26 protein-coding genes are annotated in these 23,274 nt (G+C 44.0%); 24 read left to right on the top strand and 2 right to left on the bottom strand.

Annotated features, from left to right (window positions below):
• Positions 1–289: 289 nt before the first annotated feature.
• Entirely contained in the window at positions 290–889 is a 600-nt protein-coding gene (locus tag V5G21_RS04010; RefSeq protein ID WP_011247931.1) for a pyroglutamyl-peptidase I, read from the top strand.
• Here V5G21_RS04010 and V5G21_RS04005 read toward each other — a convergent pair.
• The gene (locus V5G21_RS04005) at positions 886–1,521 is read right to left on the bottom strand and encodes a YigZ family protein (protein ID WP_011247930.1); all 636 of its coding nucleotides are present in this window, start codon (positions 1,519–1,521) and stop codon (positions 886–888) included. The genes V5G21_RS04010 and V5G21_RS04005 overlap by 4 nt on opposite strands.
• Before the next feature lie 260 nt (positions 1,522–1,781).
• On the opposite strand from V5G21_RS04005, the gene V5G21_RS04000 reads away from it, so the two are divergent.
• From V5G21_RS04000 to V5G21_RS03925, 16 genes are all read left to right on the top strand, one after another.
• A complete protein-coding gene (locus V5G21_RS04000; protein WP_011247929.1) occupies positions 1,782–2,909 on the top strand; it encodes a sensor histidine kinase in 1,128 nt (375 codons plus the stop codon).
• Between the two features lie 146 nt (positions 2,910–3,055).
• Entirely contained in the window at positions 3,056–3,763 is a 708-nt protein-coding gene (locus V5G21_RS03995) for a response regulator transcription factor (RefSeq protein ID WP_011247928.1), read from the top strand.
• A gap of 110 nt (positions 3,764–3,873) precedes the next feature.
• A complete protein-coding gene (locus V5G21_RS03990) occupies positions 3,874–4,716 on the top strand; it encodes a DegV family protein (protein WP_011247927.1) in 843 nt (280 codons plus the stop codon).
• A gap of 36 nt (positions 4,717–4,752) precedes the next feature.
• Complete coding sequence (locus V5G21_RS03985) at positions 4,753–6,108, top strand: DEAD/DEAH box helicase (RefSeq protein ID WP_011247926.1); 1,356 nt, start codon at positions 4,753–4,755, stop codon at positions 6,106–6,108.
• Positions 6,105–6,809: a ComF family protein gene (locus tag V5G21_RS03980; RefSeq protein WP_011247925.1), complete on the top strand. Its 705-nt coding sequence runs from the start codon at positions 6,105–6,107 to the stop codon at positions 6,807–6,809. The genes V5G21_RS03985 and V5G21_RS03980 overlap by 4 nt, the downstream gene beginning before the upstream one ends.
• Before the next feature lie 103 nt (positions 6,810–6,912).
• Positions 6,913–7,338, top strand: a complete 426-nt coding sequence (locus tag V5G21_RS03975; protein ID WP_011247924.1) for a TIGR03826 family flagellar region protein — start codon at positions 6,913–6,915, stop codon at positions 7,336–7,338.
• A gap of 16 nt (positions 7,339–7,354) precedes the next feature.
• Complete coding sequence (gene flgM, locus V5G21_RS03970) at positions 7,355–7,621, top strand: flagellar biosynthesis anti-sigma factor FlgM (protein WP_011247923.1); 267 nt, start codon at positions 7,355–7,357, stop codon at positions 7,619–7,621.
• The gene (locus tag V5G21_RS03965; protein WP_011247922.1) at positions 7,621–8,055 is read left to right on the top strand and encodes a flagellar protein FlgN; all 435 of its coding nucleotides are present in this window, start codon (positions 7,621–7,623) and stop codon (positions 8,053–8,055) included. Before flgM ends, V5G21_RS03965 begins: the two co-directional genes overlap by 1 nt.
• Before the next feature lie 10 nt (positions 8,056–8,065).
• On the top strand, positions 8,066–9,652 hold the full coding sequence (gene flgK / locus V5G21_RS03960; RefSeq protein WP_011247921.1) for a flagellar hook-associated protein FlgK: 1,587 nt from the start codon (positions 8,066–8,068) through the stop codon (positions 9,650–9,652).
• Between the two features lie 15 nt (positions 9,653–9,667).
• Complete coding sequence (gene flgL, locus V5G21_RS03955) at positions 9,668–10,729, top strand: flagellar hook-associated protein FlgL (RefSeq protein ID WP_011247920.1); 1,062 nt, start codon at positions 9,668–9,670, stop codon at positions 10,727–10,729.
• Positions 10,730–10,741: 12 nt separating this feature from the next.
• Positions 10,742–11,182 carry a flagellar assembly protein FliW gene (fliW, locus tag V5G21_RS03950; RefSeq protein ID WP_011247919.1) on the top strand — a complete coding sequence of 147 codons (441 nt, stop codon included), beginning with the start codon at positions 10,742–10,744 and terminating at the stop codon, positions 11,180–11,182.
• A 1-nt stretch (position 11,183) separates the two neighbouring features.
• Positions 11,184–11,423: a carbon storage regulator CsrA gene (csrA, locus tag V5G21_RS03945; protein WP_011247918.1), complete on the top strand. Its 240-nt coding sequence runs from the start codon at positions 11,184–11,186 to the stop codon at positions 11,421–11,423.
• 144 nt (positions 11,424–11,567) lie between these two features.
• Positions 11,568–11,891: a flagellar protein FlaG gene (locus V5G21_RS03940; RefSeq protein ID WP_011247917.1), complete on the top strand. Its 324-nt coding sequence runs from the start codon at positions 11,568–11,570 to the stop codon at positions 11,889–11,891.
• A 15-nt stretch (positions 11,892–11,906) separates the two neighbouring features.
• Positions 11,907–13,646 carry a flagellar filament capping protein FliD gene (gene fliD / locus V5G21_RS03935; protein ID WP_011247916.1) on the top strand — a complete coding sequence of 580 codons (1,740 nt, stop codon included), beginning with the start codon at positions 11,907–11,909 and terminating at the stop codon, positions 13,644–13,646.
• Positions 13,647–13,655: 9 nt separating this feature from the next.
• Positions 13,656–14,054 (top strand): flagellar export chaperone FliS, encoded by a 399-nt coding sequence (fliS, locus tag V5G21_RS03930; RefSeq protein WP_011247915.1) that lies wholly within the window; start codon positions 13,656–13,658, stop codon positions 14,052–14,054.
• A complete protein-coding gene (locus V5G21_RS03925; protein ID WP_011247914.1) occupies positions 14,051–14,395 on the top strand; it encodes a hypothetical protein in 345 nt (114 codons plus the stop codon). Before fliS ends, V5G21_RS03925 begins: the two co-directional genes overlap by 4 nt.
• Positions 14,396–14,457: 62 nt before the next feature.
• On the opposite strand, the gene V5G21_RS03920 is transcribed toward V5G21_RS03925, so the two are convergent.
• The gene (locus V5G21_RS03920) at positions 14,458–15,306 is read right to left on the bottom strand and encodes a DUF6612 family protein (RefSeq protein ID WP_011247913.1); all 849 of its coding nucleotides are present in this window, start codon (positions 15,304–15,306) and stop codon (positions 14,458–14,460) included.
• Positions 15,307–15,696: 390 nt separating this feature from the next.
• Here V5G21_RS03920 and V5G21_RS03915 point away from each other — a divergent pair, with 390 nt between their 5' ends.
• The 7 genes from V5G21_RS03915 (at position 15,697) to ftsX (ending at position 23,258) form a co-directional block, all read left to right on the top strand.
• Positions 15,697–15,894 (top strand): cold shock domain-containing protein, encoded by a 198-nt coding sequence (locus tag V5G21_RS03915; RefSeq protein ID WP_011247912.1) that lies wholly within the window; start codon positions 15,697–15,699, stop codon positions 15,892–15,894.
• Between the two features lie 157 nt (positions 15,895–16,051).
• On the top strand, positions 16,052–16,606 hold the full coding sequence (hpf, locus tag V5G21_RS03910; protein ID WP_011247911.1) for a ribosome hibernation-promoting factor, HPF/YfiA family: 555 nt from the start codon (positions 16,052–16,054) through the stop codon (positions 16,604–16,606).
• Between the two features lie 200 nt (positions 16,607–16,806).
• Entirely contained in the window at positions 16,807–19,332 is a 2,526-nt protein-coding gene (gene secA / locus V5G21_RS03905; RefSeq protein WP_011247910.1) for a preprotein translocase subunit SecA, read from the top strand.
• Between the two features lie 28 nt (positions 19,333–19,360).
• Positions 19,361–20,465, top strand: a protein-coding gene (gene prfB, locus V5G21_RS03900) for a peptide chain release factor 2 (RefSeq protein WP_099045557.1) whose coding sequence is annotated in 2 segments (ribosomal slippage) — positions 19,361–19,432 and positions 19,434–20,465 — 1,104 coding nt in all. Because the reading frame shifts where the segments join, the coding sequence is not laid out codon by codon here.
• Positions 20,466–20,524: 59 nt separating this feature from the next.
• Positions 20,525–21,394 carry a YitT family protein gene (locus V5G21_RS03895; protein WP_011247908.1) on the top strand — a complete coding sequence of 290 codons (870 nt, stop codon included), beginning with the start codon at positions 20,525–20,527 and terminating at the stop codon, positions 21,392–21,394.
• Positions 21,395–21,697: 303 nt separating this feature from the next.
• Positions 21,698–22,384, top strand: coding sequence for a cell division ATP-binding protein FtsE (gene ftsE, locus V5G21_RS03890; RefSeq protein WP_035203598.1), 687 nt, complete (start codon positions 21,698–21,700; stop codon positions 22,382–22,384).
• Positions 22,374–23,258: a permease-like cell division protein FtsX gene (gene ftsX, locus V5G21_RS03885; protein WP_011247906.1), complete on the top strand. Its 885-nt coding sequence runs from the start codon at positions 22,374–22,376 to the stop codon at positions 23,256–23,258. Before ftsE ends, ftsX begins: the two co-directional genes overlap by 11 nt.
• The last annotated feature ends 16 nt before the right edge of the window (positions 23,259–23,274 follow it).

Genomic DNA, 23,274 nt, shown 5'->3' with positions numbered 1-23,274 from the left:
CATCTATATTAAGAGAAACTCGCATTCACTATGCCAACAGTTTTTTTGTTCTCTTAAAATGTAGAAAAGAGGATTTTCCCAACTTTTTAAACGTAGAAAAAGGTGGAATGGGTTTTCGAAACGAGCTATAGCGCCTATTCCTCAAGAGATTTCCCAACTGTCCTTAAGTAACTGCTCTGTTCACGGTTATGATATAATAATACAACTAATGTTAGACTAGTAGAAAACGCTTGCAAGAGTATTTGTCTACGGTCTGAATGAATGTTTATGTGTGATGGAGGACATAGCAATGAACACAATCCTTGTTTCTGGATTTGAAGCGTTTTTAACACATCAAAAAAATCCAACGGAAGCACTTGTACAAAAGTTGGATGGAACCGAGATGGACGGCACCTTAATAAAAGGGATTGTGCTGCCTGTTTCGTTTGCTCGAGCTGCGGAATTGTTGATTGAACACGCAACGGCGATCCGCCCTAATGCGATTGTTATGCTTGGGCTGGGCGCAGGTCGAAAACAGGTGACACCAGAGCGGATTGCTATTAATGTGATGGATGGACCGCCAGATAATGAAGGAGCTGTGATGACCGGTCAACCGATCAAGCAAGATGGTCCTGCTGCTTACTTTTCGACGCTTCCTATTCGTAAAATAGTCAATGAATTAAATCGTCATGGATGTCCGGCAACCATTTCCAATACTGCCGGGACGTATGTATGCAATGATCTGATGTACCGCGTTTTGGACCATTTGCAGACGGCGGCTGTACCAGCAGGCTTTATCCATGTTCCTTATACGGATGACATGGTCGGGGTTGAGGAAGTATCGTTGCCGGGGGACACGGTAGAAAAGGGGATAGGCCAAGCGTTGCGTGTGGTAGCAAGTACGCTTTAGCCAACATCCTTTTCTAAATAAACGAGTTCACCTTCGGAAAATTTTGCCTGTCCGTTCGTCTGTTCCGTCATCCATTGCTGGAACGTCTCAGTTTCTGCTTCCTTGACGTATGTCCGGATGACAACGTTATCAAGGTAGTCGATTCCTTGCAACAAATAAGGCGATTGGCGGATTTCGTTTTCAATTTTCCCTAGCCAAGTGTAATCAATGGTTGTATGGACGAGGCGCATGAGCGTCCGTTCGACGATGCCAACTGCATTTAAGCCTTCACTAACGGCACCGCCATAGGCGCGGATCAGGCCGCCTGCTCCAAGCTTAATACCGCCAAAATACCTAGTCACAACGACCGCTGTGTCTTTAAGGTTCCGCTTTTTTAGTACTTCAAGCATAGGAACGCCAGCGGTGCCGCTTGGTTCTCCATCATCATTTGCTTTTTGGATTAAATTATGTTCGCCGATCAAGTAAGCCGAACAGTTATGCGTTGCCTGCCAATGCTGTTTTTTGATGCTTTCGATGAAAGCGATCGCTTTTTCTTCGGTTTCAGCCCGGCTAAAATGGGCAATAAAGCGTGATTTTTGGATAATGATTTCATGTTCTCCCGCTTGTTTGACTGTATAATAGTTTGGCAGCATAACGGTCCTCCATTAACAAGATGTTTATTTTCACAGTTTTACATATTCGCGAAACGACGGTGTAACACATGTCTGTTACTATAATCGGTATTCTCAGGTCCTATTAAAAAAGGAGGAGAGGTTTCGCTATGAATAGTCTTACGGTAGGACAAAAATCGTGTAAGATAAGGATAGCGGAAAGCGAATTAAAAATAAAGGCATTACACATGCGACAGTTTTTTGACTAGTTCCGTAAGTGATTGAAAAAGCGAGGAGTATTCATGACAGACGTAACGATGCTTGATCATATAATTACGCAAACGCTTGACTCAGTTGGGACGAGTCGCGAAAAAATCTTTGAAATCGGTGAACGCTCCCGCAATGAGTATGAATACTTGAAAAAGGAATTAGATCAAGTCAAAGTTAAATTAACACACGTTATTAATGATGTCGACGAAACCGTGTTAAAAACAAAACACGCACGAAACCGGTTAGCCAAAGTAAGCAAAGAATTCAATCGGTACACAAGTGAGGAAGTCCGTACAGCGTACGAACAAGCCAGCGATTTCCAAGTACAGCTGGCCGTGCTTCAACAAGAAGAGATCCAATTGCGGATTAGGCGGGATGATATTGATCGCCGCTTAAAAAATCTTCAGGATACGATCAATCGGGCTGAACAGCTTTCTGTACAGATGTCTGTGGTGTTTGACTTTTTATCAAGTGACCTAAAGCAAGTCGGCGAATACATTAAAGACGCCAATGAAAAGCAAGCGTTCGGTTTAAAAATTATCGAGGCACAGGAAGAAGAGCGTCGCCGTCTTTCCCGGGAAATCCATGACGGGCCAGCTCAAATGATGGCAAACGTTATGCTTCATTCAGAATTGATTGAACGGATTTACCAGGAACGGGGCATTGAGGAAGCACTCAAAGAAATTCGCGGGTTGCGCCGTATGGTTCGTTCTTCATTGGCAGAGGTAAGAAGAATCATTTATGATTTGCGTCCGATGGCGTTGGATGATTTAGGGCTAGTCCCTACATTGAGAAAGTATTTGGAGAATATTGAAGAGCGTCATGGCTTAAAAGTCACTTTTAAACACTTTGGCGTTGAAAAGCGGCTTGCCCAACAATTTGAAATTGCGTTATTTCGCCTTGTGCAGGAAGCGGTGCAAAATGCGACGAAGCATGCAGAACCGACTGAAATCATCGTGAAGATTGAATTGAAACCTAAAAACGTAACGCTTGTCATTAGAGATGACGGCAAAGGATTTGACCTTTCAGAAAGAAAGGAATCTTCGTTTGGGTTAATAGGCATGAAAGAAAGGGTTAACATGCTAAATGGCAAAATGACGATTCATTCCAAGCCGCAAGAAGGAACAAATATTTTGATTCAACTTCCTGTTTCTACTTAATTAACGTCAATCCTTCCTATTTAATTACGATAGTTCTGCGCATAAAAAAGCAAGATGGTTAAAGAAACATATACGGCTGTAAAAATTGTCGATTACAGCTTTAAAAAATCACAAATAATAGTATGTTTGGTAGAGAGGTGAAAACAATGATTACTCAAGAAACACAAGAAATTCGCATTGTCATTATAGACGACCATCCATTGTTTAAAGAAGGGGTAAAACGGATTTTATCAATGGAGGAAAATTTTAATGTTGTGGCAGATGGGGAAGACGGATCGGAAGTAATCGATTTGGTTCGCCAACATCAGCCAGATGTCATTTTAATGGATATTAATATGCCAAAAACGAATGGCGTCGAAGCAACAAAAGACTTGATCAAGGCATTTCCAAAAGTGAAAGTAATTATTCTTTCAATTCATGATGATGAGTCTTATGTTTCCCATGTATTACGAACAGGAGCCTCAGGTTACTTATTAAAAGAAATGGATGCGGAATCATTGGTTGAAGCTGTAAAAGTAGTGGCATCCGGCGGCGCTTATATTCATCCAAAAGTGACGTCAAATTTAATTAAAGAATACCGCCGCCTTGCTCGCCAAGATGAACAATACCAAGACTCGATCGGGTTCCGTGAAGTCGAGTATAGGAAGCCGCTTCATATTTTAACTAGGAGAGAGTGTGAAGTGCTTCAGCTTATGACGGATGGGCAAAACAACCGGGCAATCGGCGAGTCGCTTTACATAAGCGAGAAGACAGTGAAAAACCATGTTAGCAACATTTTGCAAAAAATGAACGTGAATGACCGAACGCAAGCAGTGGTAGAGTCCATAAAAAAAGGATATGTCATCGTTCGCTAAATAGGGACACTATTTCTCGGGAAATGGTCGTTCCGAGGCAGCGAATGGTGAGTCGTTGCCTCAGAATGAACGATGGAGAAATGGGCTCGCCGGAAAAGTGAGGAATGAAAATGGGAAAAACGGCTGTTCTAACAGACTCGACAGCTTACTTGGATAAACAAACATTGGAAGAACTCGGCATTTACACGATTCCTCTTTCGGTCATTTTTAGCGGCAAGAACTACCGGGAAGAAATAGATCTGTCGACAGCTGCGTTTTATGAAAAGCTTTCTACCGAGGAAGCACTGCCAACAACGTCGCAGCCTGCGATTGGCATGTTTACGGAGCTGCTGCAGGAACTTAAAGAGGAAGGATATACGGATGTCGTTTCCGTGCACTTATCGACCAAAATTAGCGGCACGCTCCAAACGGCACTCTCAGCTGGAGAAATGGTCGAGGGCATTACACTCCACGGCGTTGACTCAGAAATTAGTTGTGCCCCACAAGGGTTTCTTGCCCGAACAGCTGCTAAATTGGCTTTAGAAGGTACACCTCCAGAAAACATCGTTGCTGAGCTTGAAAAAATAAAAGCGCAAATTAGGGCGTATTTTGTTGTTCATGACTTGCACCATTTGCGACGGGGTGGACGCTTAAACAGCGCTCAAGCGCTTATCGGCAGCATGCTGCAAATCAAACCGATCCTTCATATGGAAGAGGGGCTCATTGTCCCATATGCAAAAGTAAGAACGGAGAAAAAAGCGATTAACCATATTCTTGATATGTTGTTTGATGATTTGGCTGCTGGTAACGTGAACGAAGTATCGGTTATTCATGCTAATAATCGCGCAAAGGCTATGCAATTAAAAGAAAAAATTGCCGAGCAACATCCGAGTACTACGATTCAAATCAGTTATTTCGGACCTGTAATTGGTACCCATTTAGGAAGTGGAAGCTTAGGTGTTAGCTGGTATTAATAGCTGGCACCTTTCCTCCATAAAGGAGTGGATTGTTTGGAAAGAAAGCAACTCGAAGCCGTTCGGCAATGCCTCAACGGCAGAAGGCTGCTGCTGTCAGAACTTCCTTTTGATCGTGGATGGATCGATTATTGCCTAAAAAACCACTATATCTCCTCTGAACCCGCACTCTTTCAATCGCCATCGGGCTGGCACTGCCGCCGTTGTGGCGCTACCGCTACCCATTTGTTCTCCTCTCATTTTTGCCACATTTGCCAACGTGACTGTATGTATTGCCGCCACTGTTTGAAAATCGGAAAAGCAGCTAGTTGCCATTCTTTGTTTACTTGGATCAAAGACGAGTTTTTTTATCCGGTAAAGGAAAATGCTTGTGTGTGGAGCGGCCAATTGTCAGCGCTTCAACAACAGGCAGCTGCCGTTCTCAAACATGCCGTGGAAACCGAAACATGCACCGCCCTTGTATGGGCCGTTTGCGGAGCTGGAAAAACGGAATTGTTGTATCCTGCTTTAGATGAGTGCTTTCGCTTAGGAAAAAGAGTGGCCATTGCTGCTCCCCGCACAGATGTCATCAAAGAACTAGAACCGCGTTTAAAAGAAGCGTTCCCAAGCATTGAAACGAGCGTGCTTTATGGTGGCAGGCGCAAACAAGCGATTCAAGCGCAGCTCGTCTTAGCGACAACACACCAACTCATGCGTTATTACCAAACATTTGATGTGTTAGTTGTCGATGAAGTGGATGCCTTTCCCTATTCTTACGATGCCAGCCTCCAATACGCCGTTCAGCAAGCAAAAAAGCCAAACGCGACTACGATTTTGTTAAGTGCGACACCCTCTTCCTCTTTGTTGCGTAAGAAAGACTTGCTGATCGCCAAAATTCCTAAACGTTTTCATAACCACCCCTTGCCTGTTCCGCGGACTGAGTGGATCGGCAACTGGCGTTCTGCCCTTAAGCGCAAGCGCATTCCATCGATTGTTACGAAGTGGCTTACGACATATGACCAGTACCCAAAAATGATTTTTCTCCCCTCTATCGAAACACTGCAAACTTTTTCCGAATTGCTAGCAGAAAGGAAAATCGACCATGCTGCTGTTTATGCAGAAGCGGCTAACAGGCATGCCGATATTGCCGCCTTTCGTAAGAAAAAACACAACTTGCTATTAACTACGACGATTTTAGAACGAGGCGTTACGGTTGAAAATGTCCAAGTTGCTGTACTTGGGTCAGAAGACCGAATTTTTACGGCTGCCTGTTTAACGCAAATTAGTGGACGTGTAGGACGAAAGGCTCGTTTTCCTTCAGGCGATATTGTTTTTTGGCATTATGGACGAACGAAAGCGATGTTACAAGCCATTCAGCACATTAAGCAAATGAATAAGGAGGCGTTTGCGTGAACCATTGTCTTCTATGCGGGAGCACCTATTGGGAAAGGTTGTCGCTGGCGAGGTTGGTTGTTGCCGAACGAGAATACCTATGTGGAAATTGTGCAAGGAAGCTTGAACCAGTCAAATCCGGTTGTAGAAAATGCGGCAAATGGTGTGGAGGCAGCGAACAAAATTGTTGCTTGGATTGCAAGTTATGGAGGGCGAAACATGAAGATGACCCGCTTGTTCGTAATTGTTCTCTTTACTATTATAATCCCTTTCTAAAAGAGTTATTGTCGGCTTACAAGTATCGCGGGGATGCTGCTTTGGCGCAAATGTTCGCCAGTCAGTTAAAACAAACGATACGCCGCAAGTTTCGTTGCCATTCATTAACGTATGTGCCGCTCAGTGCAGACCGTTTGCAAGAGAGGGGCTTTAATCAGTCGGAATTGCTGTTGACGGTAAGTGGGCTCCCTGCATCATCTGTATTAGCACGGGTCGACCAAGCAGCAGCAAAACAGAGTAAAAAGACCCGTGAAAATCGAATCAAATCTTATAAAAAGAATCCTTTTTGCGTTTTAAGCCGTAAAACAAGCGATATTGCCGGTAAAGATTTTCTAGTTGTAGACGATATATATACTACAGGCACGACTGTACGGCAAGCGGCAGCAATTTTGCTAGCACACGGCGCCAAGTCCGTTTCTTCATTAACGGTAGCACGGGCGAAATAAGCAGGCAAAGTCGATGCCAGCTTTGCTAAAATAGACTTAAACTGGTTTTAAGATTATCGTAGCAATCAAGTACAAATGAAATTGATTCAGGTAGGGGAAGAAGATGGCTGAATTAGCAAATTGTCAAAAATGCGGCGCAGTTTTTGTGAAGAACATTCATTCGATTTGCCGCTCTTGCTATGAAGAGGAAGAGCGCTGTTTTCAAAAAGTGAACCAGTTTTTGCGGAAACGGGAAAATCGGTCTGCGACAAAACAAGAAGTCGTAGATGGGACTGGGGTAAGCTATGATATGGTGCAGACGCTCATCCGAAAAGGACGCTTGCAGCTTCGCCATTTCCCGAATTTATATAATATATGCGAGCGATGCAAACAGCGAACGAAGGAACCGTGGATTTGCCACTCCTGCAGAGAAGAAATGAAGCGGGATTTGGCAAATAGCGAACAACAATCAAAGCCAGCGAAACGCATCGATGGGGAGCAAAGATCCTCTTATCGATTGCAAGAAACGCTTCATAAAAAAAATGAGTAGCAAAGGTGGCGGTAACGTGAAAATCAATTCTTCTCAATCGATGGTTCCCCACGCCGTTTATAAAGCAACAATGGCAAAGGTGACACCGGAAGAGCATCAACTAGCTAAAAAAGACCAAGTTGAAATCTCATCTGATGCTCGAAAGCTAAATGAGGAAATTGCAGCTGCTAAAGAACAACGAATTCAAGAGCTAAAAACACAAATCGAAAACGGCACCTACGAACTTGACCCTGAAAAAACGGCAGAAGCCATTTTACGGTCATGGACAAAAGGCGGAAAATAATGGAACAATCAGCAAAGAAATCGCTTGAAAACTTGTTACATGTCCAAAAAGAGCTGCTTGCAAGCGCACAAAAAAAGCGGCAAGCGCTGATTCAAAATCAAGTGGAGCAGCTGGCGCAGCTAACGGGAACAGAGAGTTCGCTTATATCTAAAAGTCGTTTGTTGGAAAAAGCGCTCGCTGAAGCGTTAAACGGAAAAACATTGTCTGAAATGGCCATACAAGACGAGGAGTGCCGAGTCTTGCAAACGCAATTAACAGAAGTTGTCCAACAGTTAAAAGCCGAGAATGAACAAAACCAAAAACTATTGATGGATTCGATCGCTTTCGTCCAAGGAACGTTGCAGGTTATGCAGCCGAAGGGCGATGCTACAACTTACACAAAAGATGCTGTGGCGACAGGAAAAACGAAAGCGGTGTTCGATTCAAAAGCGTAAAGGAGAAGTTATGTCTACATTTTTTGGAATGGAAACGATGCGTAGGGCAGTCAACACAAATCAAACTGCCATACAAACAGTAGGAAACAATGTGGCCAATGCCAAAACGCCTGGCTATACAAGGCAACGTGTCAATTTGCAAGCGACAGGAGGCTATCCAGCAACGGGTGTTTGGACCCAGCCAGCTATGAATGGAAGAATTGGTTCAGGGGTACAAGTGACAGGCATCGAACGGATACGTGACCAATTGTTAGACCGCCAATACCGCGCTGAAGCACATGTTGAAGGTGCAGCTTTCATTCAATATAAAATATTAGAACGTATGGAAGGTCTTTACAATGAAGCACCTTCAGATACGACTACAAGCAGGCTATCAGATCAATTCGATTCTTTTTGGAATGGTTGGAAAGAACTAGCTTCAGGGAAAGAAAGCCAAGCGGTTTTGCTCGAACAAGGGAAAGCTGTCACGGATGCGTTCACGCATTTGCAGCGCTCTTTTCAAACGGAAATGAACATGTTGGAGACGGAAGCAGAATTAACGACTGCGAAAGTCAACCAAATCCTTGAACAACTCCATGAAACGAACAAAGACATCAGAGCTGCTGAATCCTCGGGACAAGTTCCGAATGAATTGTATGATGCCCAAGACAAATTGCTTGACCAACTTTCAAGCCTTGTGCCCATTCAAGTAAGCCGTTCCCCTAACCCTCAAGAACATGCGGCAGCTGGCGCTGAAGGGCCTTATAAAGTAGAGCTCAAACTGGGTGGAAGCGAAACGATCACGTTAGTCGATGCGACGGAGGAAGCGCCGCAATTGTTGACGCTCCAAGAGGGAATGCAATGGACTGTCGGTGACAGCAATCAGCCGTTTACATATAACGGTGCTGGCGGTGGTGAGTTGGTCGGATTGCAAAAAGCCCATGAGCGAGTCGGTCAAGAACTTGAAGAGATAAAAGCGTTGGCCCAAACATTCGCGAAAGAAGTAAACCAGATCTATGCGTTTGCCTATTCTGAACAGGGTGGATTCGGGCAAGAATTCTTTACTATTCACCTCGATGACGCAGGCGCGTTCTCTCACATCAGTGTCAACAGTGAACTAAGCAACAATCCAAAAGCATTGGCAACAGCAAGATTTAATGAAGAAGGAATTAAACCTGAATACAAAGACGAATTTGCGGAAAAATGGGCTGCTTGGGAAAACGACAAAGACAATGAAGAGGCGTTTCGTGATTTGCTAGCATTTTTAAATGAGGCGGACCACTTTGTTGGTGGGAAAATGATCGTTGAGGGAGATGTCGATGTCGCAAAAGAAATTAGCCGTCTTGAGGATTCTGCTGCCATTATGGGCAAATACCGGGATATGATGGGCAAGCTCGGAGTGGAAACAAAATCGCAGCGTGATCAAACAGAGGCCTCTAACGCTCGCCTTGCCAATACGGAATCAAATCGAATGTCCATTAGCGGTGTTTCCCTTGATGAAGAAATGACGCTATTGATCCAGTTTCAGCATGCTTATAATGCTGCTGCTAGGACAATGACGGCGATGGACGAAATGCTGGACCAGATCATTAATCGATTAGGCGTCGTTGGGCGTTAAAAGGAGGAGTTTTATATGCGTGTAACACAAGGCATGATGATGACGAACTCGCTTCGTTATTCCCAAAGTAGTTATCAACGGCTTTCTACTTTATATGACCAAATAAGTGCGCAAAAGAAAATTACCCGCTTTTCCCAAGACCCCGTTGTGGCAGCGAAAAGCATGCAGCACCGTCAATCACTCGCACAAATGGAACAATACAAGCGAAATGTCAATGAAGCTCAAAGTTGGCTAAACCAAGGGGATACCTCCTTAAAGGAAGTATCCAGCATTTTAAAACGTGTACGAGAACTTGCCATTACTGGCTCTACTGATGGGTATGGCGAGGAAGAACGCAAAAACATCGCTCATGAACTAGAAGAATTGCGTAACCATTTGATTACAGTAGCAAATTCAAATGTCAACGGCAAATATATTTTTAATGGCAGTGACACAGACAACACACCAGTCCAAGAATTATCACCGTCGAAACTAAATGGTGAAAAACTTGATAACGTAAAAATTACATATGGTGGTCAAATCTATGATTATGATGCCGATGCAGGCCATTTTGTTGCCCGCGGCGGGGAAGATACGCTTGTCCTCAATGGGGAGAACATCGAAACGGGCACTGGAGACGTAGTCGCTGAAAAAGACATGTTGATTATGAGGATATCGACAAATCAAAAAGACGTTTCTTTTGAACTGCAAAAAGGCGTTGAAATCCAAGTCAATACGGATGCGCGAAAGCTGTTTTCAGACGAGCTTTACAGCGACTTTTTTATGTTTGAACAAGCATTGCTTGATCCAGAAACGTCAGCTGAAGATCTTGGAGAATTTATTAGTAAAATTGATGCCCATTTGCGCAATGCCGCAGATGTTCACGGCCAACTCGGTGCAAGGATGAACCGTGTTGATCTCATGGAAGACCGCCTTGGCCAACAGGAATATTTTGTAAAAGAAACGAAATCAATGAACGAAGATCTTGATGTTTCTGAAGCGATTATGAAACTTCTTGTCGCCGAAGGCGTCCACAATGCAGCGCTTGCAGTTACTGCACGAATTATTCAACCTTCGCTCCTTGATTTTTTACGGTAAGGTGGGGTTCGTTTGCAACTTGAGACCAGTTATTTAGGCACAGTCAAATATAAGCAGGAAGACATTATCGTTTTTCAGGGCGGCCTTCCAGGATTTCCGGAAGAAACAGAATTTATTTTACTGCCGTTTAATGAGCAGCCGCCTTTTTATATCCTTCAGTCGGTCCGTACGAAAGAGATTGGCTTTGTTTGCATCAACCCATTTTTGTTTTGGCCGGACTATGAAGTGGAACTGGCCGATTCTGTTGTGCGCCAGCTAAGTGCAGAATCTGAACAAGATGTCGCTATTTTTGTGTTCCTTACAATCCAGCAGCCTTTCTCCAAATCAACTGCGAATTTAAGAGCTCCGATTGCTGTTCATGCAAAAAAACGTTTTGCTAAGCAACTAATGCTCGATGGAGAACGGTATTCTCTGAAGGCACCCATTCACACGGCTGGTAAAGGAGGGCGATAGCGTGCTTGTTTTGTCAAGAAAGGCAGGCGAAGCGATCCGCATCATGGATGATATCGAAATCAAGGTGTTGGCTGTCGAGGGCGACCAAGTAAAGCTTGGCATTTCGGCTCCCAAATCTGTCGATGTCCACCGTGGAGAAGTATATGAAGCGATACAGGAGGAAAATAAACACGCTGCAAAACCGGTATCAGCAGAAATTTTGCAAGCGTTTATTAACCATGCCAATAAAGCAAGCACCTAACACGTGGGCTTGCTTTTGCTAAAAGACGCTTTAATCGAGAAGGGGATGCGTCCTAGCCAAACGAGAAACTGAGCTACGTAGAAGGAAGATGGCAGATTCCAGACGGAATTTAGTAAATAGGTCTACTGCAAGTGAGGTGCAGATATGAAAGCTCAATTGTCAGTCGCACTTTTACCGTTACCGGCAGCAGGGCAGCAGCCTAAGGCTTTGCAGCAGCAAAACACGAAACAGCCGCCGATCGACGGAACAAAAGCAGCCGCTTTTATAAATGAAACGTCACAACAACTAAACAAAGTCGCAAAACGGTCTCTAAATTTTCATATTCATGAAGAGCTTGATCGTATTTATGTTCAAGTCATTGACGAAGAAACAAACGAAGTTGTCCGAGAAGTACCCCCTGAAAAAATACTTGACTTAGTTGCAGCCATGTTAAAATCGGTTGGTTTGATTATTGACCGGCATATCTAGAAAGGAGATGGGATGATGAGACTCACAGGCTTGGCCTCTGGCCTTGACATTGATCAAATGATGAAGGATTTAATGAGAGCAGAGCGTATACCTGTCAACAAATTGGAGAAACAACGGACAGAGATAGGTTGGAAAACAGATGCTTACCGAGAAATCAATTTAAAAATGAGAGCGTTCCGCGATTCGATTTTTGATAATGTGTTGCGGGCTTCCAATATGAAAAAGCGGACAGTATCGTCTTCCAATTCAGACATTGCAACAGCAACCGCTTCTTCTTCCGTAGGCAATGCTGCTTTTACGTTAAATGAAGTTAGGCAGCTGGCGACTTCGGCAACTGCAAAAAGCAAAAACCTTAGCGGCCTTACAGAAAAGTCGCAATTGAAAGAGCTTGGTATAAACGATGGGGAGTGGGTTGAAGGCAAATTAAAGCGCGAAACCGTCCAAGTTTCCGATGGCAAAGTCCAGCTTAGCGAGGCACCACAGTTTGCTGGAGAGAGCATGCTCATCGTCAACGGCAAAGCGTACGCGGTTGCAGACAGTCCAGACGATCTCGCAAAAGGAGAGGTCTTTATAAACGATACCGGCGAAGTGACTTTTTCCAGTGCCGATAAAGTCACTGGAAAGGTGACCGTCGAGTATATCCAAGCAGACAGTGAAGCGACAGAACGGTATTTGAGTTCATCGGTTGCGACAATCGCGGCAAATGGTGAAAAAGTGGAGAGCTCGTTTTTCTTTAAAGAATCAGATACGATTAGTTCAGTAGTGACAAAACTGCAAAATGCCGGGGCAAAGGTAAATGCTTTTTTTGATGAAAATAGTGGAAGCCTTGTTGTTACGAGAAAAGAAACTGGCCATTTTGGTGAAGCTGGTCAAAATGAGTTGATGTTTTCTGGTGCTCTTTTTGAGCAAGGATTGGGACTGAATGACAATGTTGAAGCTGGAAAGAATGCCCAGTTTACAGTAAATGGAATTGAAACGGAGCGGACATCGAATACGTTTACGTTAAGCGGGATGACGATTACGCTAAAGGATACGTCTACACAAGCGGTGACACTTAGTGCTGCCACAGACGTCGATTCGATCGTTGAGACGATTAAATCGTTTGTTGAGGAGTACAATGCATTACTGGACCATATGAACGGCAAACTGAACGAAAAATACTACCGTGACTATGACCCGCTGACTGATGAAGAGCGCGATCAGCTAACGGAAAGTGAGGCAAAACGTTGGGAAGAAAAAGCGCAAAGTGGTCTGCTAAGGAGAGATCCTTTATTGCAAACAGCATTGACGAATATGAGGCAAACCCTTTATGAGCCAGTTGATACAGGCGGCGCTTTTACCCACCTTTCCCAAATTGGCATTAGCACGACCAAAAACTATAAAGACGGCGGCAAGCTCGAAATCGATGAAAACAAGCTTCGTGCTGCAATCGAAGAAGATGCAGACAGCGTATACACTATTTTTGCAGGCACAGACAACAATGGTTCAGGCATTGGGCAAACGCTGCGTGCCAATTTGTCAGACAGCATGTCCAGCCTTTCGATGCGTGCTGGTGGTTCAGAAGGATATTACGAAGAGCACCAATTTACGTTAGGGAAACAAACAAAGGAACTGACAGATCGCATCGCTAATTTCGAACGTCGCCTTGAACAAAAGGAAGCCCGTTACTGGCGCCAGTTTACAGCAATGGAAAAAGCGATGCAGTTGGCTAACGCACAAAGCGAGTCGCTTTACAATTTGCTATATGGAAATTAAGGAGGCACTATGAGTTTTACAAAACAAGGCGTGTATAAGCAACAGTCTGTACAAACCGCTTCACCAGGAGAGTTGACGCTTATGTTGTACAATGGCTGCTTAAAGCAAATTCGCCTCGGTAAATTAGCGGCTGAAAACGGAGAAATTGAACAAGCCAATACAGCAATAGGAAAGGCGGAGGCAATTATCCGCGAATTGATGGTCACGCTAAAAACAGACTCTGAGGTAGGCGCCAATATGATGCGGATGTATGAATACATTTTGCACCAGTTGATTAAAGGAAATATAGAGAAGAGCCCAGAGGCACTCGAAGAAGCAGAGACGTACGTGGCTGAATTCCGCAATACGTGGAAGCAAGTCATCCAATTGGAAAGGCAGAATCGCTTTCAAGGAGGACAGGCGAAATGAGCTATGCTTCTGTGAAAGGGCAGACAGAGGAGTTGCTTCATTTACTTGCGCGCCCCTTTCCTCAAGAAGATGACGAGCGTGATGATTTCCTTGAAGATGTCAACCGGTTGCTCGGACTGAGGCAATCAATGATTGAAGCAAGCACGAGCAGATTTACAACGGAAGAAGCTTCTTTTTTAATGGAGCAAGATCGTCTCTTAACAGCACGCTTAAACGTCGTTTCCGCCGCAATCAAACAGGATTTGAAAGAAATTGCTGACCAAAAGCGTGTTCATAAGGGCTATGAGCGAGGGGCCGTTCTGGCAACAAAAGGGGCGTTTATTGACGAGAAGACACGCTGAATCACATACCCAATAGCAACGGGCAAAAACCACCCAAATGGTATCGCGATTTGGGTGGTTTGTTATGGAATCGAAGGGATATCAATGTGCCCGTTATCATTGACTGAAGTCCTTGTGAGAGACATGTCTGTGCGAATAACGGTGTCGTTATCTTCAAGCACCACTTCAAAAACGGTGTTTGTTTTTTCAAGCAAGAAGCTGTTTTTGTCAATAAACAGCATATAGTCTAACTGTGACAATTGGTACTGGTCTGGTATTTCCAGCTTGCTTTCTGTCGGTAGCGCCCGTTCAATCATATCCATGTTCGCGGCCATTTCTCTCAATGTCTCGCCGCCAGCAGCAACGCTTATCACGTACAAATCGTCGTATTCGCTCACATTGACAAAATCGGAGAATGGTTGCAGAAGTTCAAGTTGATACATCGGAGTCAGCTCCAACGATACAAACCGTTCACTTGGATCACCTTTGTCGATGGGTAGCCAGCCCTCATCGTTTATATTTGTGTAGACGCGATTTTTTTCTTTTAATACCTCGACTGTTGCGAGATTTTCTAGTTCCGTCTCCTCTTTTTCCCCTTGTCCCGGTTTAGCAGAAAGAGCTGTATAAAATGTTTCTGGAGAAGCTTTATAGGCGAGATTGCCTTCAATCACATGAATCTGCGGTTCTTCGCCTGGTTCATCTCCTGTGGTTGAAATCGTATCTGTCGCTTTAAAGTTAGCTGTATAGCTATTTAATTGCTCTTCAGCATTTTTCGCTTCTTCAATGATCGATTCTGCATTTAATGTGGCGTTTCCGTTTTGATTGTCTTGTTGTGATGCAGAACTTTCTTGCATAGGAGCTGAATTAGGGGAACAGGCTCCGAGAAGGGCGGTAACGACTAAGCTGCCGTAAAGATAGCTTGTGCGTTTCAATGTTTACCACTCCCAGAAGGAATAAATTAAAGGCACTTTAATGTTACAATTTGATTACAAGTGCTGATGCCTATTGTAACAAAGATGAAATCGTTAGGGAATAGGGAATTCGTACTAACAAAGAAATACGTTCGTAAAAAGGGGATTCCAATAAAAAAAGCAAAAAAAGTTTTCGACATTCTTCATCGCTACGTTTATCTTATAAAAAGCGCGTTATTATGCTACTTTTCAAGAAAGCGCTCACAATCAAAAAGATTAGAATCGACATCAATTGACAAGCGTTGGCGTTCTTTGTTAAATAAAGAGTTTGACTTCTAAGAGTTGCGCTGTTATAGTGAAACTGTGGAAAAGCACCACAATGAATTTTCAGTAACGAAGGGAATGTGAAGCATGCAAGGAAAAGTAAAATGGTTCAATGCAGAAAAAGGTTTCGGTTTTATCGAGCGTGAAGACGGAGATGACGTATTCGTTCATTTCTCTGCAATCAACTCTGATGGATTCAAAACGCTTGACGAAGGTCAAGACGTTGAATTCGAAATCGTTGAAGGCGCACGTGGACCGCAAGCTGCAAATGTTGTTAAGCTTTAATTCACATTCCTGAACGGATATGAATGAATAGCTAATACTCAACCCGCTTTTTTAAAAAAAGCGGGTTTTTTGTCGATCTTTTGTAAAGTTTATTAAGGTTTGAGAAGGAATATTGAAGGGAATTGTAGAAGTAAGCAAGGAAAAGGAGGAGTTCTACATGCATTTTAATATTCGTGGGGAAAACATTGAAGTCACACCTGCCATCCGGGAGTATATCGAAAAAAAGGTGGGGAAATTGGAGCGTTATTTTGATACAACTCCAACCGCCGATGTAAACGTTAAATTGCAAGTTCTCGGGAGTGGCGAGTCAAGCATCGAAGTCACGATTCCAATGCCAAAGCTTTTGCTTCGTGGGGAAGAAATTAACGCGGATATGTATGCAGCCATCGACATAGTCGTGGAAAAGCTAGAACGCCAAATTCGAAAATATAAAACAAAAGTCAATCGCAAATTTCGCCAAGAAGGCAGTTTGAAATATATGTTTAAAAATGAATTGGAACCTTTGCGAGATGAAGTCGCTGAAGACGATGAACTGGAAGTTGTACGCACGAAGCGCTTTAATTTGAAGCCGATGGATGCGGAAGAGGCGATTTTGCAAATGGATTTACTCGGGCATAATTTCTTTGTTTTTTCAGATGCAGAGAGCGGCAGCACCAATGTTGTTTACCGCCGCAAAGACGGAAAATACGGCTTAATTGAACCTGAAGCGTAAGAGCAGGCAGAAAAAGAGCATCCACGGATGCTCTTTTTGCTGCTGTAGACTGTTGAAAACATAGTGTTTCATAGGGCTGCTGCCTTGTAAGCGACCGTTAGAACTGCTAATATAGAAATGATAAACGTATCATAAAGATAGGTGCAAGTCGAGGGATTTGCAGTCGCGGAGAGCAATGCCGCCAAGAGAGGAAGATGATGATGCTTGGATTACTTCGAAAAATAGTCGGCGATCCAGCCCAAAAACAATTAAAGAAAAACGAAAAAATCGTCGATCAAGTCGAGGCGCTTGCAGATGAAATGAAGCAGCTTTCTGACGAACAATTAAAGAACAAAACCACTGAATTTAAGGCAAAACTAGAAGAAGGCGCTTCTCTTAACGATATAGTAGTTCCTGCGCTTGCAGTTGCTCGTGAAGCTGCGGGCAGGGTGTTAAATGAGTATCCATACCGCGTTCAGTTGCTCGGTGCACTAGCGCTGCACCAAGGCAATATTGCCGAAATGAAAACAGGGGAAGGAAAGACGCTCGTCGGTACAATTGCCGTCTATGTCCAAGCCCTTGAAGGAAAAGGCGTTCATATTGTAACGGTCAATAACTACCTAGCCCGCCGTGACTTAGAAAACTATGGGCGGATTTTTCAATTCCTAGGGTTGACAGTAGGGTTGAATGAAAATGGCTTGACGAGAGAAGAAAAACAAAAAGCATATGCCGCTGATGTGACCTATAGCACAAATAATGAGCTTGGGTTTGATTATTTGCGTGATAACATGGTGCTTTACAAAGAACAAATGGTGCAACGGCCGCTCCATTTTGCGTTAATCGATGAAGTTGACTCGATTTTAATTGATGAAGCACGGACGCCGCTAATCATTTCTGGTTCTGTTGAACGGAAAACAAAACTTTATGGACAAGCCAATACATTTGTGCGCGTTTTAAAGCGCGATGCTGATTACACGTACGATGAAAAAACCAAATCGGTCCAGTTGACGGATGAAGGTGTCAATAAAGCAGAGCGCGCGTTTAACATCGACAACCTTTATGATCAAAAGCATGTCCAATTGAACCATCATATTAACCAATCGTTAAAAGCCCATGTGGCCATGCACCGTGATGCTGACTATGTGGTAGAAGACGGCGAAGTCGTGATCGTTGACCAGTTTACGGGACGTTTAATGAAAGGAAGGCGTTATAGCGATGGACTTCACCAAGCCCTAGAAGCAAAAGAAGGCTTAGAAGTGCAGCGCGAAAGCATCACGCTAGCGTCGATTACATTCCAAAACTATTTCCGTATGTATCAAAAGCTCGCAGGAATGACCGGTACGGCTAAGACGGAGGAAGAAGAGTTCCGCAATATTTACGGCATGGACGTAATGGTCATCCCAACCAATAAACCGGTTGCTCGGGAAGACCGCCCTGATTTAATTTATAAGACGATGCAAGGGAAGTTTAACGCAGTCGTCAATGAAATTGCCGAGCTTCACAAAACCGGGCGTCCGGTGCTAGTAGGTACGGTCAACGTTGAAACATCTGAAGTTGTTTCCAAAATGTTGACAAGAAAACGGATTCCACACCATGTCTTAAATGCGAAAAACCATGAACGAGAAGCAGAAATTATTGAAAAAGCTGGCCATAAAGGCGCCGTTACGATCGCAACGAACATGGCTGGCCGGGGGACGGACATTAAGCTTGGCCCAGGGGTCAAAGAGCTTGGCGGCCTCCACGTTCTTGGTACAGAGCGCCATGAAAGCCGGCGGATTGACAACCAATTGCGTGGTCGTGCTGGGCGTCAAGGGGATGTAGGTTCTTCTCAATTTTATTTGTCAATGGAAGATGAGCTGATGAGGCGGTTTGGCTCAGACAATATGAAAGCGATGATGGAAAAGCTAGGCATGGAAGACGACCAGCCTATTGAATCATCATTGGTTTCAAGGGCAGTGGAAACAGCTCAGAAGCGGGTTGAAGGCAATAACTTTGATGCTCGTAAACAAGTGCTCCAGTTTGATGACGTCATGCGTGAGCAACGGGAGATCATCTACAGACAACGGATGGAAGTGCTTGAAGCTGATAACTTAAAAACAATTGTCGAGAATATGATGAAGGCGACTGTAGAACGTGTTGTTCAAACTCATTGCCCTGAATCGCTCGTTCAGGAAGAATGGGATTTGGCTGCTGTTGCCACCTACATCAACGGGCAATTGCTGTCTGAAAACGGAATTAGTGAGAAAGAGCTGAAAGGGAAAGAGCAAGAGGAACTGATCGAGTTGATTACCGAAAAAGTCCTCGCTGCATACCATGCGAAAGAAGCAGAAGTCTCTTCAGAACAAATGCGCGAGTTCGAAAAAGTGATCATGCTGCGCACTGTCGACCGTAAGTGGATGAACCACATTGACCAAATGGATCAATTACGACAAGGCATCCATTTGCGCGCTTACGGCCAAAACGATCCGTTACGTGAATATCGCTTTGAAGGCTTTAATATGTTTGAAGCGATGATTGCTGAAATTGAAGAAGAAGTATCTATGTACGTGATGAAGGCTCAAGTCCAGCAAAACCTTAAGCGTGAGGAAGTAGCTGAAGGTAAAGCGGTGAGGCCGTCAGCCAATGGGCAAGAGGACAAAAAAGCGAAACGGAAACCAGTCCGCAAAGCCGAAAACATTGGCAGAAATGATCCATGCATTTGTGGCAGCGGCAAAAAATACAAAAATTGTTGTGGGGCTAACCGATAAGGAGCCCTCTGATGTAGAGGTGTAAACGATGGACATGACAGAAATGAAGCAAGAACTAGTGGCGCTCGAGAAGCGACTATCTGACTTTAGGGGGTCTCTTTGACGTCGCAGAAAAGGAAGAGCGGATCGCGGAGTTAGAAGAAAAAATGGCTGATCCTGATTTTTGGAATGACCAGGAGCAAGCGCAAGCGATCATTAATGAAACAAATGGTTTAAAAGAACAAGTCCATACATTCAAAGACATGGCTGAAAGCTATGACGACTTGGAAGTCAGTTATGAGCTTGTTCGGGAAGAGGACGACACTGAACTGGCAAGTGAACTGGAATCGGGCCTTGCTGCGCTTAAACAAAAAATGAACCAATTTGAGTTGCAATTGCTTTTAAGTGCCCCTTACGATAAAAACAATGCCATTTTAGAACTCCATCCTGGCGCAGGCGGAACTGAATCCCAGGATTGGGCTTCTATGTTGCTAAGGATGTACACGCGCTGGGCAGAAAAGCGTGGGTTTGCTGTGGAAACGCTCGACTATCTCCCTGGTGAGGAGGCCGGCGTCAAAAGCGTCACGCTGCTTATAAAAGGGCATAACGCATATGGCTATTTAAAAGCAGAGAAAGGTGTGCACCGCCTCGTGCGAATTTCGCCATTTGACTCATCCGGGAGGCGGCATACGTCCTTTGTGTCATGCGAAGTGATGCCAGAATTAGATGATGCAGTTGACATTGAACTAAATAGCGAAGACTTAAAAATCGATACGTATCGTGCGAGTGGGGCGGGCGGCCAGCATGTCAACACGACTGACTCGGCTGTGCGGATTACCCACTTGCCGACCAATACGGTTGTGACTTGTCAGAGCGAACGTTCCCAAATTAAAAACCGGGAACAAGCAATGAAAATGATGAAAGCGAAACTGTATCAACTGCGGATTGAAGAGCAAGAGCGTGAACTTGCTGAAATTCGTGGCGAACAAAAAGAAATTGGGTGGGGAAGCCAAATTCGCTCCTATGTGTTCCATCCTTATTCAATGGTGAAAGACCACCGCACTGGCTTTGAAATTGGCAATACGAACAGTGTCATGGATGGAGAGATTGACGGGTTTATTGACGCTTACCTGAGACAATCGCTGGCAATGTAGCAACGAAGCCTGAGAATGTTAAATATCAAGAGCGACCGCTTTTATAAAGGAGAACATGTATGGGAAGGGCTCGCCGAGACAGGCAATCCAGTACGGGGGCTGAAAAATGGCTAAATTATACTAGGATTTTCATTGGCTCAGCCATAGTCGGGATTTCATTTAATTTGTTTTTATTGCCAAATCAAATTGCCCCTGGCGGCGTTAGCGGTATTAGCACAATCGCCAACTATGTGTTTGGGTTTGAGCCCGCCTTTACCCTCTGGGCTTTAAACATTCCGATCTTTCTTTTAGGTGTGCTGTTGTTGGGAGGCTTTCGTTACGGGGCAAAAACGCTCATTGGCACGCTATTTGTCCCCCTTGTTGTCTTTTTAACAAGAGATTGGGTTGTCGAAGTAAGCGATCCTCTTCTCGGTGCTTTGTTCGGAGGCTTGGGCGTCGGTCTTGGCCTTGGCCTCGTTTTTTTAGCCAATGCGAGCACGGGTGGGACCGATCTACTGGCACAGATTGTGCAAAAATTTACAGGGCTTTCAGCTGGCATATGTGTCGGCATGATTGACGGCCTCGTTGTCATCACGTCGGCGTTTGTCTTTCATATCGAAATGGCCTTGTATGCATTAATTTCGCTGTTCGTAACGACAAAAACGATTGACCTCGTGCAAATGGGGATAGGCTATTCAAAAGTTGCCTATATTATTTCTTCTCAAGAGGAAACGGTACAGAAGGCACTGTTTGACTCAGTCGACCGCGGTGTGACTAGGCTCGTCGGTTATGGTGGTTATACGAACAAAGAACGGGCGGTTCTTATGTGCGTTGTCAACCAAAATGAGGTGGCGCGATTAAAGCAAACTGTAAAGAGAGCGGATCCCTATGCATTTATTGTGCTGACAAATGCTTCAGAAGTGCTAGGAGAAGGGTTTAAAAAAAGGTAAAGTTGATTGAGTGCGCTATGACGAGCGCTCTTTTTTTTTGCCCTTTTTCTCCATGTGTTTAGACTTGTGAAAATAGGTACATTTAATCATTCACTCATAGGCTAATTAGACCGAAATAAATAAAGAGTGCTCCAATGGTCGGAAATGCGATACGAACACGCAAATCAAGCAATTATCACGAAACTGAAATAAAAATGTAATGTCACCCTGTTGCTGCTGATGATATAATGACCGCGAAGCATGTCGAAATCGGAATTCGTTTGTTATTTCGGTACCAAGGTTTAAAGGTGTGGTTGAATGAGTTTGATCAAACTAAATGATGTTTGGAAAGTATACCCCAATAATGTTAAGGCGTTAAACGGCATGACTGTCCAAATTGAAAAAGGTGAATTTGTTTACGTTGTTGGGCCGAGCGGTGCGGGCAAATCGACTTTTATTCGCTTAATCTATCGTGAAGAAAAGGCCACAAAAGGTGATATTTTTGTAAATAATATTAATTTATCGACTTTAAAACATAAAGAAATTCCTAAACTTAGACGGAATATCGGAGTTGTGTTTCAAGACTTTAAGCTTTTGCCTTCTCTTACTGTCCATGAAAACATCGCATTTGCACTTGAAGTCATTGAAGAGCATCCTTCCGATATTAAAAAGCGTGTAAATGAAGTTTTAAATCTAGTAAAATTAAAAAGCAAAGCAAAGTTCTTGCCGAGCGAACTATCTGGCGGCGAACAGCAACGGGTGGCGATTGCTAGAGCAATTGCGAATCGGCCCGATGTTTTGATCGCTGATGAACCGACGGGCAATTTGGACCCTGAGACGGCTTGGACGATTATGGACTTGTTGGAAAGCATCCATTCCCTAGGTACAACGGTGATCATGGCGACACATAACAAAGAGATTGTCAATACGTTGAAACGTCGTGTCATCGCGATTGAAAATGGCCGGATCGTCCGTGATGAAGCAAGGGGGAATTACGGCTATGAAGTTTAAAACAATGCTGCGCCATCTCCGCGAAGGAATCAAGAATATTGGCCGCAGCGGATGGATGTCATTTGCGTCCATTAGTGCGGTAACGGTTATGCTTTTTATTGTAGGCTTCTTTTTAATTGTCTTTGTGAATGGAAACCACATCGCATCGACGATTGAAAACAATGTAGAAATTCGTGCCTTTATTGAACGGGGAACTGGCGAAGAGGAAGTGCAAGAACTATTAGACGAAGTTCGTACCCTTCCTGAAGTAGAAGAGGTTATTTTCATTGATAAAGAGGAAGGGTTAGAAAGTTTAATTGCTTCTACTGGAGAAGTGTATGAAAGTATAAGAGAAGAGAACCCACTGCCGGATGCATTGAAAGTTACTGCCGCCTCTCCTCAAGAAACAGAAGCCGTTGCCCAAAAAGTCAATCATCATGATTATGTAAGCAATGTATCTTATGGGGCAGATGTACTGCCTGATTTATTTAAACTAACGAATACAAGCCGTATAATTGGCCTAGTAGTTATTCTCGGCTTGCTTTTAACGGCGATGTTCTTAATCTCAAATACAATTAAACTTACAATTGTTGCCCGTAAAAAAGAGATTCAAATTATGAAACTCGTTGGAGCGACAAATGGCTTTGTACGTAGTCCATTTTTAGTCGAGGGCGCTTTGTTAGGTACCTTTGGCAGCATTGGCCCGATTCTAATTCTAAGCTTTGGCTATCAATACGTGTACAGCAATTCAGGCGATTTTTTACAAAGCTCGCTTTACTCGCTTCTTGAGCCAGGGCAGCTGATTGTGCAAGTGTCGCTGTTGCTGCTAGCTGTTGGCTTAATTGTTGGCATTTGGGGAAGTGCCATGTCTGTGCGGAAATTTTTAAATGTGTAATCGAAATAGGGGGAAA

This window comes from Shouchella rhizosphaerae, from assembly GCF_036700015.1.
Taxonomy (GTDB): Bacteria; Bacillota; Bacilli; order Bacillales; family Bacillaceae_D; genus Shouchella; species Shouchella rhizosphaerae.
The sequence above is the reverse complement of the archived record's forward strand: the minus strand, read 5'-3'. Positions and strand labels throughout refer to the sequence as shown.